Source organism: Gordonia sp. ABSL11-1, from assembly GCF_030315685.1.
Taxonomy (GTDB): domain Bacteria; phylum Actinomycetota; class Actinomycetes; order Mycobacteriales; family Mycobacteriaceae; genus Gordonia.
The window spans coordinates 382,848-395,314 of sequence record NZ_JASXSI010000001.1; the positions used below are offsets into that span (position 1 = coordinate 382,848).

The 12,467-nt window shown below is 66.7% G+C and carries 12 protein-coding genes and 1 riboswitch; of the genes, 5 read left to right on the top strand and 7 right to left on the bottom strand.

Annotated features, from left to right (window positions below):
- Nucleotides 1-231: 231 nt before the first annotated feature.
- Together ctaC and QSJ19_RS01980 are read left to right on the top strand one after the other, a co-directional pair.
- Nucleotides 232-1,299 carry an aa3-type cytochrome oxidase subunit II gene (ctaC, locus tag QSJ19_RS01975; RefSeq protein ID WP_286318151.1) on the top strand — a complete coding sequence of 356 codons (1,068 nt, stop codon included), beginning with the start codon at nt 232-234 and terminating at the stop codon, nt 1,297-1,299.
- Nucleotides 1,296-1,712 (top strand): cytochrome c oxidase subunit 4, encoded by a 417-nt coding sequence (locus tag QSJ19_RS01980; protein ID WP_286318015.1) that lies wholly within the window; start codon nt 1,296-1,298, stop codon nt 1,710-1,712. The genes ctaC and QSJ19_RS01980 overlap by 4 nt, the downstream gene beginning before the upstream one ends.
- 58 nt (nt 1,713-1,770) lie before the next feature.
- Here QSJ19_RS01980 and QSJ19_RS01985 read toward each other — a convergent pair whose 3' ends face one another.
- The 5 genes from QSJ19_RS01985 to ctaE form a co-directional block, all read right to left on the bottom strand.
- Complete coding sequence (locus tag QSJ19_RS01985) at nt 1,771-3,294, bottom strand: bifunctional phosphatase PAP2/diacylglycerol kinase family protein (RefSeq protein WP_286318016.1); 1,524 nt, start codon at nt 3,292-3,294, stop codon at nt 1,771-1,773.
- A gap of 139 nt (nt 3,295-3,433) precedes the next feature.
- Nucleotides 3,434-5,053: a cytochrome bc1 complex cytochrome b subunit gene (gene qcrB, locus QSJ19_RS01990; protein ID WP_286318017.1), complete on the bottom strand. Its 1,620-nt coding sequence runs from the start codon at nt 5,051-5,053 to the stop codon at nt 3,434-3,436.
- On the bottom strand, nt 5,050-6,210 hold the full coding sequence (gene qcrA, locus QSJ19_RS01995; protein ID WP_286318018.1) for a cytochrome bc1 complex Rieske iron-sulfur subunit: 1,161 nt from the start codon (nt 6,208-6,210) through the stop codon (nt 5,050-5,052). The genes qcrB and qcrA overlap by 4 nt, the downstream gene beginning before the upstream one ends.
- Nucleotides 6,207-7,139: a cytochrome bc1 complex diheme cytochrome c subunit gene (gene qcrC, locus QSJ19_RS02000; protein WP_286318019.1), complete on the bottom strand. Its 933-nt coding sequence runs from the start codon at nt 7,137-7,139 to the stop codon at nt 6,207-6,209. Before qcrC ends, qcrA begins: the two co-directional genes overlap by 4 nt.
- A gap of 57 nt (nt 7,140-7,196) precedes the next feature.
- Complete coding sequence (gene ctaE, locus QSJ19_RS02005; RefSeq protein ID WP_187589670.1) at nt 7,197-7,808, bottom strand: aa3-type cytochrome oxidase subunit III; 612 nt, start codon at nt 7,806-7,808, stop codon at nt 7,197-7,199.
- 51 nt (nt 7,809-7,859) lie between these two features.
- Between ctaE and QSJ19_RS02010 the strand changes: the two genes are divergently transcribed.
- Together QSJ19_RS02010 and trpD are read left to right on the top strand one after the other, a co-directional pair.
- The gene (locus tag QSJ19_RS02010) at nt 7,860-8,450 is read left to right on the top strand and encodes a hypothetical protein (RefSeq protein WP_353507111.1); all 591 of its coding nucleotides are present in this window, start codon (nt 7,860-7,862) and stop codon (nt 8,448-8,450) included.
- 25 nt (nt 8,451-8,475) lie between these two features.
- Nucleotides 8,476-9,549 (top strand): anthranilate phosphoribosyltransferase, encoded by a 1,074-nt coding sequence (gene trpD, locus QSJ19_RS02015; protein WP_286318020.1) that lies wholly within the window; start codon nt 8,476-8,478, stop codon nt 9,547-9,549.
- Nucleotides 9,550-9,573: 24 nt separating this feature from the next.
- Here the strand turns inward: trpD and QSJ19_RS02020 are convergent, their stop codons facing one another.
- On the bottom strand, nt 9,574-9,852 hold the full coding sequence (locus tag QSJ19_RS02020; RefSeq protein ID WP_187589668.1) for an Lrp/AsnC family transcriptional regulator: 279 nt from the start codon (nt 9,850-9,852) through the stop codon (nt 9,574-9,576).
- Nucleotides 9,853-9,947: 95 nt separating this feature from the next.
- Entirely contained in the window at nt 9,948-11,705 is a 1,758-nt protein-coding gene (locus tag QSJ19_RS02025; protein ID WP_502876064.1) for a DEDD exonuclease domain-containing protein, read from the bottom strand.
- 245 nt (nt 11,706-11,950) lie between these two features.
- Here QSJ19_RS02025 and QSJ19_RS02030 point away from each other — a divergent pair, with 245 nt between their 5' ends.
- On the top strand, nt 11,951-12,178 hold the full coding sequence (locus tag QSJ19_RS02030; protein ID WP_286318021.1) for a hypothetical protein: 228 nt from the start codon (nt 11,951-11,953) through the stop codon (nt 12,176-12,178).
- A gap of 108 nt (nt 12,179-12,286) precedes the next feature.
- Nucleotides 12,287-12,466, top strand: a riboswitch (cyclic di-AMP (ydaO/yuaA leader).
- Nucleotide 12,467: the final 1 nt, after the last annotated feature.

Consider the following 12,467-nt stretch of genomic DNA (forward strand, 5'->3'; position numbering starts at 1 on the left):
ACCCCAATCACGAAAGCTTTGCCGGGTTGGTCTACGCTGCGTAGTACTAGGTGCAAGAATTGCCATGCGCGGGGTGAGATCTGTCCCGGCGCGGGCGAAGAAAGCCCTGTGCGAGTCATGTGGCATGCAACTCGGATCGACATGACGTCGAGGCCGAGCGAGCGGGAAGGCGTGAAATTGGCACACGGTGGACGACCGCGGGCGCGAGAGGCCCGTTCCGCGTCGCGGACGATCAAACAGGTCGGGGCACTCGTCGCACTCGGCATCGGTGCGCTGCTCCTGTCGGGCTGTGACGCCCGGACGGCGATGCGGTTCGGCTGGCCCGCGGGCGTGACCCCCGAGGCCAAGAAGATGGGCGACCTGTGGACCTGGTCGGTCATCGCCGCACTGTTGATGGGCATCCTGGTGTGGGCTCTGATCTTCTGGACGATCTCGTTCCACCGCGCGAAGGCCGGCAAGGACGAGTTCCCGCGCCAGACGGCCTACAACGTGCCGCTGGAGCTCGGCTACACCGCGATCCCGTTCGTGATCATCGCGGTCCTGTTCTACTTCACCGTCGTCGTGCAGAACGACGTCGAGAAGAAGACCTCCGATCCCAAGGTCGTCGTCGACGTCACCGCCTTCCAGTGGAACTGGAAGTTCGGGTATCGCGACGTCGAGTTCACCGACGGGGCGCGCTACGACGGCTTCGAGCGCAACGGCAGCCCGTTCGAGCTGCAGGCCCGCAGCGAGGCAACCCACCAGGGTGAGCCGTTGCCGCTGCCGGCCGGTGGACGTGACGACGACATCCGCAATTACCTGAAGTTCAACCAGATCGAGACCGTCGGCTCGTCGACGGAGATCCCGATCCTGGTGCTGCCGACCGGCAAGCGGATCGAGTTCGACATCGCCTCCGCCGACGTCATCCACTCGTTCTGGGTCCCGGAGTTCCTGTTCAAGCGCGACGTGATGCCGTTCCCGAAGCAGAACCACTCCGACAGTCGCTTCCAGATCCAGAGCATCGATCGTGAGGGTGCGTTCGTGGGTCGCTGTGCGGAGATGTGCGGCACGTATCACTCGATGATGAACTTCGAGGTCCGCGCCGTCAGCCCGCAGAAGTTCGACGCGTACATCAAGTACCGCGAGCAGAACCCGCAGTCGACGAATGCTCAGGCACTCGAGGCGATCTGCGAGGTGCCGAAATCGGTGACGACGGTGCCGTTCGACACACGTCGGGCCACCAACGGTGACACCCCGAAGGATCTGGGCAACGCGAACGACACGAACGTGTCGAACTGCACGGTGGGAGCCAACGGATGAAAATCGAGGCACGGATCTTCGAACTTCTGACCGCGTTCTTCTTCCTCGCGGGTATCGTCTACACGATCTGCACCGCCTTCTCGAGTCGCGGCGTCGAATGGGCCGGCGTGACCGGCATGTTCTTCAGCGGTGGACTGACCCTGATCGCGGGCACATACTTCCGGTTCGTCGCCCGCCGCGTCGAGATCCGTCCCGAGGACTACGAGGATGCCGAGGTCGAGGACGGCGCAGGCGAACTGGGCTTCTTCAGCCCCGGCTCCTGGTGGCCCATCGCCATCGCCGCCGGCGCCGCGATGTTCGCCGTCGGCTTCGCCACCGGCAACTTCTGGTTCGCCATCTTCTCGGCACTGGTGATCATGGGTACCGCCGCGGGACTCGTCTTCGAGTACCACGTCGGTCCCGAGAAGCACTGACCGGACGAACAACTCACAACAGCCGCACCCCGGATTCGGGTGCGGCTGTTGTCCGTCGTCAGCGGCCGGGCCCTGGCGACGGAGCACAGACCGACAGCGCGCGATAGGCGACCCGGAACGTGGCCTCCCGATACGTTTCGCCGATCTCGCCATCGTGGGCGACGACCACCGGGTCGTCGACCGCGGAGAACGAGAACCGGGGCACCTGCATCTCGTGATAGAGCGGCGAGCGTTCGAGCCGGCCGGTGGCCAACGAGCCCAACAGCCGCGCGAGTGCGAAGCGGTGGCCCACCTCCAGGATCCGGACGTCGAGGAGCCCGTCGTCGATGCGGATGCGTCGTGACGGGGCGAAGCCCGAAGGGCGGTAGAGGGAGTTGCCTAGCAGGAACAAGGACGTCTCGATGACCCTGCCGTCCACACGGATGCGCACGGGCTTGGTCCGACGCAGCGTCGAGGTCATCGCGACCGCCGTTGCGACCGGTCGACTCAGCTTGTGCTGCAACTTCGTCCGCGTGCGAACGAAGTGTGGATAGGCTCCGATGCTGGCTGTGTTGAGGATGACGGTCTCATCGTTCAACACCGCGACATCGACACGCCGGACTGTGCCCTCGGCGAGCGCCGCGACCGTGGCGGAGACCGTCGGGACGCTCAGATCGCGGGCGAAGTGGTTGTAGGTCCCACCCGCGAAGACGGCCAGGGGCAGATCGGCGTCCATGGCGATGCGCGCCGCCGTCGCGACGGTGCCGTCGCCGCCCGCGACAGCGAGGACCTCGGCGCTCGCGGCCGCATCCTGCAGGTGGGTCTCGATGTCGTCGCCGTCACCGACCTCGACGATCTCGGTGTCGGGCAGCGAGCTGCGCACCTCGTCGAGCACCCGCGCTCCGGTACCCGATCCGGACGCCGGATTGACCACCAGGACGACGCCGGCGCCCCGGGGTCGTGGTGTGGCCGGGACGACGCTGGGGGAGGGGACCGCGACGCTGTGCTCGGTGATCGGCGGGACGAGTCGCGCACCGATCACCGCGATGGACGCACCGATGCCGAGTCCGGCGATCACGTCGCCGGGATAGTGCGCCCCGGTGGCGATCCGCGACAGCCCGACCAAGCCCGCGAGCCCGCCCAGCATCAGCCCTGTCGGACCGTGCTCGATGCCTGCGCCGAGGGCGAACGCCGCGGCGCTGGCGGAGTGGCCGGACGGCAACGAGTTCGAGGTCGGTAGCCGTCTGCTGCGCCGTTCCAGCGGCACGGATGTCGCCGTCGGCCGGGCGCGATCACGGACTCGTTTGGCGAACTGATTGGTGACGAGGCTGGTGACCGCCAACGTCACCACACCGCGGCCCGCGGCCCGCTGCAGCGCCGGACGGCCGCTCAGGGCCATGCCGCCCGCGATGGCGAACCAGAGCTTCGAATGGTCGGCGGCACGGGACAGACGGGGCATCGTCGCATCGAGGGCAGGGGAGTCGGAGCGTGCGATCGTGGCGAAGATCTCCGCGTCGAGTGTGCCGAGACCGCGCGTGATCTGGCGTAAACCTGAAGAGTCCCAGGCGAATCGGTCGGGCAGTGAGCGGCGGGGTGATCTCATTGATCCGATCCTAGTGTCCCCGGAGGTTCACGCGCCGACACGAGCACGGATGCGACGAGCCGATGCGACGAAACGCAGATCGGCCGCCGTCGCGGTGTGCGACGGCGGCCGATCTGTGAAGAGATGACCTCCAGCCGGATCAGCTCATCGGGTCTCCACCCTTGGCCTGCAACTCGCGGAGGGCCTTCTTCTCGGCCTTCTCGATCTCGTGCTCGCGTTCGATGTTGCGCTCCTGCTGCTCCGGCGGGTCCTCGAGGAGGATCGAGCCGGTACCGGGAGCGCCGGCCGAACCGAGTTTGTTCATCCGCTTCGGCAGCGCCGCGCCCTCGTAGGGGAGCGGGATCGGGTGACCGTGGTCGTCGACCGGGCCGAGCGGCTGGTGGATCTCGATGTACTCACCCTGCGGCAGTCGCTTGATGATGCCGGTCTCGATGCCGTGCTCGAGGACCGCGCGGTCGCTGCGCTGCAGTGCCAGTGCCCACCGGTAGGCAATGAAGTAGGCCAGCGGCGGCACCACGATCAGGCCGATGCGGCCCATCCACGTCGTCGCGTTGAGCGAGATGTGGAACTTCAGCGCGATGACGTCGTTCATGCAGGACAACGTCAGGATGATGTAGAACGACAGCGCCATGGCACCGATCGCGGTACGGACCGGCACGTCACGCGGACGCTGCAGCAGGTTGTGGTGCGCGTCGTCGCCGGTGAGGCGTTTCTCGATCCACGGGTAGGCGAACATCACCGTGAACATGATGGTGATGACCACGACCACCCAGAAGATCGCCGGGATCGTGTAATTGCCGAGATAGAGCTCCCACGCAGGCATCAGGCGGGCAAGGCCGTCCGTCCACATCATGTAGATGTCCGGCTGCGAGCCTGCCGACACGTGTGCGGGATTGTACGGTCCGAGCACCCAGACCGGGTTGATCTGGAAGATGCCCGCCATGATGGCCAGCACACCGGTGGTGATCGCGAAGAACGCACCCGACTTCACCGCGAACACCGGCAGGATGCGCACGCCGACGACGTTCTTCTCGGTGCGGCCCGGCCCGGGGAACTGGGTGTGCTTCTGATACCAGACCAGCGCGAGGTGCGCGCCGATCAACGCCAGGATGATGCCCGGGAACAGCAGGATGTGCATCACGTACAGGCGCGGGATGATGATGTCGCCGGGGAACTGTCCACCGAACAGCGCCCAGTGGATCCAGGTGCCGATCAGCGGGATGCCGAGCACGATGCCGCTCATCGCGGCGCGGACGCCGGTACCCGAGAGCAGGTCGTCGGGAAGCGAGTAGCCGAAGAAGCCCTCGAACATGGCCAGGATCAGCAGCAGGCAGCCGATGATCCAGTTGGCCTCACGCGGGCGGCGGAACGCGCCGGTGAAGAAGATGCGCGCCATGTGCACGATGATCGACGCGGCGAACAGCAGCGCGGCCCAGTGGTGGATCTGGCGGACGAACAGGCCGCCACGTACCTCGAACGAGATGTTCAGGGTGGTCTCGTAGGCGCGCGTCATCATCACACCGTTGAGCGGCTGGTAGGCACCGTCGTAGACGACCTCGCTCATCGACGGATCGAAGAACAGGGTCAGGTAGACACCGGACACCAGCAGGATGATGAAGCTGTACAGCGCGATCTCACCCAGCAGGAACGACCAGTGGGTGGGGAACACCTTGTTGATCTGCCGCCGGATGCCCGGAGACAGGTGATAGCGCGAGTCGACCTCTTCGGCCTGCGTCGCGAGACGGTCGGCGATGGTCATGATCTACGCTCCCAGAATGCCGGTCCGACGGGTTCGATGTAGTCGCCTGCGGCGACCATGTATCCCTGATTGTTCACCGTGATCGGCAACTGTGCCAGTGCCCGCGCAGCCGGACCGAAGACCGGTTTCGCGTACTCCAGGGCATCGAACTGCGATTGGTGGCAGGGGCAGAGGATGCGGTTGGTGCGCTGCTCGTAGAGAGACGTGGGGCAACCGAGGTGGCTGCACACCTTCGTGTAAGCGAAATAGTCGCCGTAGTTGAAGCTCTCCTGGCCCTTGCGCTTGATCGCACGGGCCGCGTCCTCGGGACGTAGACGGATGAGCATCACGGGGTTGCTGACGTAGCGCAGACTCTCGATCAGCTTGTGACGGGACTCCTCGGTCTCGCCGTAACCGTCGGAGACGCGCCACGGGAAGACGGTCTCCATCGCGCCGGCGTCGAGATCCTCCGGACGCACGAGGGCTACCTGATACGGATTGCCCGTGTCGCGACGCAGGAAGACGGTCTCGTTGGGGTTGTCCGCCGGGTTGTGGATGGGGGACCAGCCGGTGTGCCACAGCGGTGCGTCCTCACGCTGCGCCCACGGGTTCTTGATGAACCCTCCGAGGCCGGCGATGAGACCGGTGAACGCGAACGCACCAAGACCGAAGGCCGCCGAACCGAGGATCATCTTGCGGCGCGGCAGGGTGGAGGTGGTGAGCGAGTCGCCCAGCTCGGCGACGATGGTCTTCTTGTCGACGTCGGCCGACCCGCCGTCGTGGCGGTCCTGGACCGAGATCTCCGCCGGGATGAACTTCTTGGTGAACAGCACCATGCCGATGCCGATCGACAGCACCGACAGGCCGAAGGTGACACCCAGCAGCGGGGTGTTCATCGTGTAGCGCCAGTAGTCGACGGAGTCGGGGAGCGCGAACTCCCAGTGATTCCAGATGAAGATCACGAAGCACGCGAGGGCGGAGATGCCCGCGATGGTGAACCAGATCGCGACCTGGCGTTCGGCGCGCTTCTCGACACCGGTCCCCGGCTCGGGGAATCGCTCGGCGCGGTGGATGATCTCCACACCGTCGAGGTTGGTACCGAGCTTGACCAGATCCTGTTTGCTCATCTGGTCGAGGTCGTCCTTCGACGGAACGTCTTTACCGTCGTTTGCACTCATTGCCGTGATCCCATCCACATGGCGCCGGCGACGATCGCCGTGACGCCGAGAGCCCACATGACCATGCCCTCGCTGACCGGGCCGAATCCGCCGAGCGAGAAGCCGCCCTGCGGCTTGGACTCGGTGACGTACTTGATGAAGCCGATGATGTCCTTCTTCTCCTCCAGCGACAGCTGGCGGTTGGAGAACTTCGGCATGTTCTGCGGTCCGGTGAGCATCGCCGTGTAGATCTGCTGCTCGTGGACATCGTCGAGCTGCGGGGCGTACTTACCCGACGACAGTGCGCCGCCGCGGCCGGTGAAGTTGTGACAGGACGCGCAGTTGAGGCGGAAGAGCTCGCTACCGCGTCCGAGATTCTTGCCGCGCAGCGACTCCTGTGCGAGGACGGGCAGGCCGTCCTCCATCTTGACCGAGCCGTCGGCGTTGCGCTCGTAGATGACCTGTGGTCCGCCACCCTCGGACTGGATGTAAGCGCCGAGCTGGTCGATCTGGGCCTTGGTGAACTTCGGAGGCTTCCGCGCGGCCTGGGCCTCGCCGCGGGCCGCGGGCATACGGCCCGTGGACACCTGGAAGTAGACGGCTGCGTCACCGACACCGAGCAGCGCCGGACCGCGGTCGGCGACACCCTGCAGGTTGGCGCCGTGACAGGTGATGCAGGAGGTTTCGTAGAGCCTCTTGCCGTCGCTGATCAGGGCCGCGTTCGATTCGTCGGCGACGGCGACCTGGGGCTTCGGCGTCAGGATCGACGCGAGGACGCCGGCGGTCAGCAGGCCGACGAGCAGCAGCAGGGTGCCGCTGGCGCGGCGACGCATCTTGCGTCGTGACTTCGTCTTGCGCGCCGAGGTGGGCCGATCCGACGTGGGGACACCGGTGTCCTGCGTGGCGTCCACGTCGTCGCTATCCGACGGTCGCGGTGGAGATGAACTCATCTGTGACTCTCTACTAAGCGGACGGACTGTTGTGCAGGTAGCTGCCGGGCGGGCGAGCTACCTGATGAAGTAGATGGTGACGAAGAGACCGATCCAGACGATGTCGACGAAGTGCCAGTAGTACGACACCACGATGGCAGCCGTGGCCTGCGCCGGAGTGAACTTGGACAGCTTGGTGCGGATCAACAGGAAAATGAAGGCCACGAGACCGCCGATGACGTGCAGGCCGTGGAAGCCGGTCGCCATGTAGAACACGGAGCCGTATGCGCTAGAGCTGAGCGTCGTGCCCTCGTGCACCAGGTGGTAGTACTCGTACGCCTGGCCGGCGACGAAGAACGCACCCATGAAGAAGGTCAGCAGATACCACCGACGCAGACCGAACACGTCACCACGCTCCGCGGCGAACACACCCATCTGACATGTCACCGACGACAGGATGAGGACCGTCGTCACCGGGATGGCCAATGTCAGGTTCAGCTCGGTCGGCTCGGGCGGCCAACCCACAGAGGAGTTGGCGCGCGCGACGAAGTACATCGCGAACAGCCCAGCGAAGAACATGAGCTCACTGGACAGCCACACGATGGTGCCGACGCTGACCATGTTGGGCCGGTTCAGCGAGTGCACGCGCGAGGTGATGGCTGTTCCTGAGGTACCTACAGCGCTAGTCACAAAGTGAAGTATGACGGTTCGTAGTAAGCGCTGACCACTTGGGTCTCGAAATTGACCGAACTATTTCTCCCGACCCAGGTGGCGGCGCTGCGGACGTCGTCGTCGGCGTGTCTGCGCGCGTGGTTTCCTGGGTGGGTGAACGACGAGGGATACGTGCCCGGGAGACCGGGTTCGGCACCCCGTGACCTCAACGGGCGGCCGGTGCGCGCGGGGCGCTGGGATCGTCTGCGACAACGACTTCGGGGCCACGGGGCGGACGAGCCGATCGTCGTCGGCGACCCCGGACTGGTCGTCGTCGCCGAGTCCGACGACGAGGCGGCGGCCAGTTCGACGGTGCTGGCCGCGTCCGACTGGCGTCCCGAGGAGGAGGTGGTGTTGCGACATGTGCTGCTCATCCCGCGCGACCGGGCCGACGACGCCGCCGCGACAGGAGGTCTCGACGGGTACGAGCGGGTCGACGACGAGTCGGTGTCGGTGTCCGCGCCGGAGCCGGACATCGAGGTCGTGATCCTGGCCCGCGGCCAGCTCCTCGACGCGGTCCACCTGTCGCAGGAGCGTTCTCGGATGGCGAGTCTGGGCTCGCGCCACGGTGGTGTCGTCGTCCGGTGGCAGGTGCTGCAGCGACCGGTGGAGCGCCGATGACGGCGCGACCACTACTGTCTTGACCGTGAGCAGCTCAGACACCTCCTCTCTCACCTGGCCGCAGATCCTCGGTCGCGTCACCGACGGCATCGATCTGACCGTCGAGGAAGCGTCCTGGGCGATGAACGAGATCATGGGCGACGCCGCCACCGGTGCGCAGATCGCCGCATTCGGCGTCGGCGTGAAGATGAAGGGCGCCGCCCCGGCGGAGTTGCGGGGGCTGGCCGCCGCGATGATCGATCACGCGACCCTGGTGGACGTGTCGGGTCCGGCCGTCGACGTCGTCGGTACCGGGGGCGATCGGTCGCACACCGTCAACATCTCGACCATGACCTCGATCGTGATCGCTGCAGCCGGGATTCCGGTGGTGAAGCACGGCAACCGGGCGGCGTCGTCGAAGAGTGGTGGTGCGGACGTCCTCGAGGCCCTCGGCGTCGCGATCTCCCTCGGCGCACCCGATGTCGAGCGGTGTGTGGAGGAGGTCGGGATCGGCTTCTGCTTCGCGCCGGTCTTCCACCCCGCCTTCCGGTTCACGGGTCCACCCCGCAGTCAGATCGGCATCCCGACAGTCTTCAATGTGCTCGGCCCGCTGACCAACCCGGCCCGACCGCAACGCGGGCTCATCGGCTGCGCCTTCGTCGATCTCGCGCCCGTGCTCGCGCAGGCGTTTGCCGACCGCGGCAACGCGGTGCTCGTGGTCCGTGGCGACGACGGCCTCGACGAACTGACGACCACCACGACGTCCACCGTGTGGCAGGTGATCGACGGGACGGTGACCCGACTCTCGCTCGATCCGACGGCCGTCGGCATCGACACCGTCGAACTGGCCGCTCTGCAGGGCGGCGACGCGACCGTGAACGCGGCCATCGCACGCGATCTCCTCGCCGGGGCCGTCGGCCCCGTCCGGGACGCGGTCCTGCTGAACGCCGCGGGCGCGATCGTCGCCTTCGAACAGACCGCACCGATGTCCGACGCCGGACTCGCCGAGGCGATGCGTGCGGCCATGCAGCGGGCGGCCCGGGTCATCGACGACGGTCGGGCCGCGCGCGTATTGGATCGTTGGGCGGCACTGAGCACACAGCTCTCCGCTGCGCGCTGACCCGCCGTCACCGTCGGGGGTGGGTCACTCCTCGCCGATCGAGAACCCGCCTTCGACATCGGAACTGGAGTAGCTGCGGAACGCGATGTGGGTCGCGCTGTGCGTCACCCCCGGGAGCCGGTTGATCTTGTCGGTCACCACGTCGGCTATCTGCTCGTGGTCGCGCACCTTGATCTTCGCGATCAGGTCGACGTCGCCGGCACATGAGTACACCTCGGACACCCCGGGGATGTCGGCGACGGCCTGCGCGGTCTCCGGGATCTGGTGGACATCGGCGTGGATCAGGACGATGGCGGTGATCATGGTTGTCACAGTAGTGCTCGCGCCACGGCCATCGGGCGCACCGACGCGTCGACCCCGCCGCGGCGCGCGGCGCATCCGGCGAGCCGCGACCACGCTCATCCCGCACGACGACGCGGTACCTCTCGGGCCGCCCGCGCGCTCTGGGACCAGTCGGTCCATCTCTCCGCGCATGCGGCGGGCAGGGCGAACGGATCGGTCGTGGTCACGATGCGGGCTCCCGGCTCGGTGACCCACCGGAACAACAGCGCCGTCTCCTCCGGTGGCGCACCGAGCAGGGGACCGGTACCGGGGACGATTGTCTCGGCCGATGCGGCGAGGGTGGCGACGACGGGCATCGGTGAGATCCCGCGGCGCGCGACGCCCGCGCTCGCGAGGCGACCGTGCCGGATCACGGCCAGCTCCCATCCCCGCTCGCCGTCGGGCCGCGCCACCACCAGTTCACCGATGCGGCACAGCGACGCCAATCGCTGGCACCGCGACAGTGCATCGATCGTCGACGACAGCCGGTCCCGATGCCGCGCGGCGCTTTCGAACATCTGCGCGTCGGCGAGCCTGGCGAGGCGGTCGGTGAGTCCACGCAGCAGGACGTCGGAGTCGCCGGTGAGCAGGTCGCGGACGGCGGCCACCCGCGGCAGGTAGTCGGGCAGCGTCAGTGGTCGGTCCGACGCCGCATGGCAGCCCCCGATCCGGGGCCCGCCGGCCTCCTCGGAGCGACACCAGTGGTGCGATGCGGAACCCAGACGTGTTGTGCAGCTGCGTAATCCGCCGGCCGAGCCGATCACGTCGGCGATCGTAGCGGCCGCGGTGCGCGTGGCGATCGGCCCCAGCGCGTCCTCGGTCGGGGTGCGCGAGACCTTCAGGCGTGGGAAGCGTTCGGCGGTGAGGACGATCCACCACCCGCGATGCGGCTGGGTGGAGCGGCGGTTGTACGCCGGGGCGTGCGCGGAGAGCAGTCGCAACTCGCGTACTCCTGCCTCGAGGGCGTGGGCGCACTCGACGTGGTCGACGCGGGTGGCGAGCTCGACCATCTCGCCGATGCGGCGGCGGGGATCGCCGCCGGTGAAATAGGACTGCACGCGGCGCCGGATGTTCACCGCCGTCCCGACGTAGAGCACCTCGTCCGACGGCCCGCGGAACAGATAGACGCCGGGGCGCGGCGGGAGATCACGGGCGAGTCCGCGTTTCGCCCGGAGTCGCGGGTTCGAGCGGGGGAGGTAGGCGGTCAGTTCGCGGTAGGTGCCGACGCCCTGGTTGCCGACACGCTCGAGCAGACGGTGGAAGACCTCGACCGTGGCGCGGGCGTCGTCGAGGGCACGGTGGGTCGGGCGTACCGACACGTCGAACAGGTCGGCCAGGGCGGACAGGCGGACCGAGGGCGCCTCGTCGCGCGTGAGTATCCGGCGCGCCATCGCCACCGTGCACAGGCTGGCGGCGAACGGGAACTCGATGCCGAGGCGAGAAGCGTTCTGGCGGAGGAATCCCATATCGAACCTGGCGTTGTGGGCCACCAGGATAGAGCCGCGTGCGAACTCGACGAAGGATGTCAGCACTTCGGCGATGGCCGGTGCGTCACTGACCATCGCCTCGGTGATGCCGGTGAGGGTGACGATCTGGGGCGGGATCCGGCAACCCGGGTCGACGAGGGTGGCGAACTCACCGATCACCTCGCCGCCGCGGATCTTCACCGCCCCGATCTCGGTGATCCGATCGGTGGCCGCGCTCCCCCCAGTGGTCTCGAGGTCGACGACGACGAGGGTGGTCTCGAACAATGACCGGTCGGTGTAGTCGTCGCCGCCGCTGTCGAGGTCGGCAAAGGTGAGCTGTCCACCGGTCGATTGCGTCGCGATAACCACGGACCGAACACTAGTTCGATGTCACGACAGGTTCTGATGTGGCACGCGGGAAAGCGGAGGTCTGGTCGTTGCGCGCCGGATCTGTCGGTACCCGTTCCTACTCTCCATCCATGTGGTCCCTGATGCCGATCGGCCGTCGGGCGGGGGCCGACAAACCGCCCGAACGCAATTTGAGATGGAGATCACACATGTACGTCGACTGCCAGACCTGCCCAGGCCGTCCGGTCGCCTGCGACGGATGCATGATGCAGGTGTTGTTCGAAGCGCCGGAGAGTGGAAACCCGCAGGTCCAAGGTGGAGGAAAGGTCACGGAACCCAACGTTCGTGGAGATGCCGAGATCGACGCGGCAATCGATGTGTTCGTCGCTGCTGCAATGGTCTCCAGTTCCGCTGCAGTATCTGCAAGAAGCGGGAAAGTGGCAGCTCAGGGCCATGATCCGGGGCAAACACTGCGAATTCTCCGCGCCGGGTGACCAAGCGGGTCGTCGGCGCCGCTCCCTTGTCGGTGGACAGACCCGTCTTCGATTTCGTAACCTTTCCGAGACCTTTGCAGAGCGTCCCGCTCCAACAGGAGTGGTCTGGATAGGTCACCGCTCAATCGCCCGCTGGGCGAACCGGGGAACCATCAGTTTCGGAGCGATCCGAATTGGGGTGAATCGCGCGTGCCCGACGACGGTCAGACGTCGTCGTGACACCTGTGTAGGGCCATTCTTCCGGCCCGAACCCGACAGCTAACTCGGTCGGCGGTCGAGGGAGAGCAAG

What these genes read in the sequence shown, in the direction of transcription:
- QSJ19_RS01980 (WP_286318015.1), top strand. Translation starts at nt 1,296, where the DNA reads ATGAAAATCGAGGCACGGATCTTCGAACTTCTGACCGCGTTCTTCTTC.
- QSJ19_RS01985 (WP_286318016.1), bottom strand. Translation starts at nt 3,294, where the DNA reads ATGAGATCACCCCGCCGCTCACTGCCCGACCGATTCGCCTGGGACTCT.
- qcrB (WP_286318017.1), bottom strand. Translation starts at nt 5,053, where the DNA reads ATGACCATCGCCGACCGTCTCGCGACGCAGGCCGAAGAGGTCGACTCG.
- qcrA (WP_286318018.1), bottom strand. Translation starts at nt 6,210, where the DNA reads ATGAGTGCAAACGACGGTAAAGACGTTCCGTCGAAGGACGACCTCGAC.
- qcrC (WP_286318019.1), bottom strand. Translation starts at nt 7,139, where the DNA reads ATGAGTTCATCTCCACCGCGACCGTCGGATAGCGACGACGTGGACGCC.
- QSJ19_RS02020 (WP_187589668.1), bottom strand. Translation starts at nt 9,852, where the DNA reads ATGATCACCGCCATCGTCCTGATCCACGCCGATGTCCACCAGATCCCG.
- QSJ19_RS02030 (WP_286318021.1), top strand. Translation starts at nt 11,951, where the DNA reads ATGCAGGTGTTGTTCGAAGCGCCGGAGAGTGGAAACCCGCAGGTCCAA.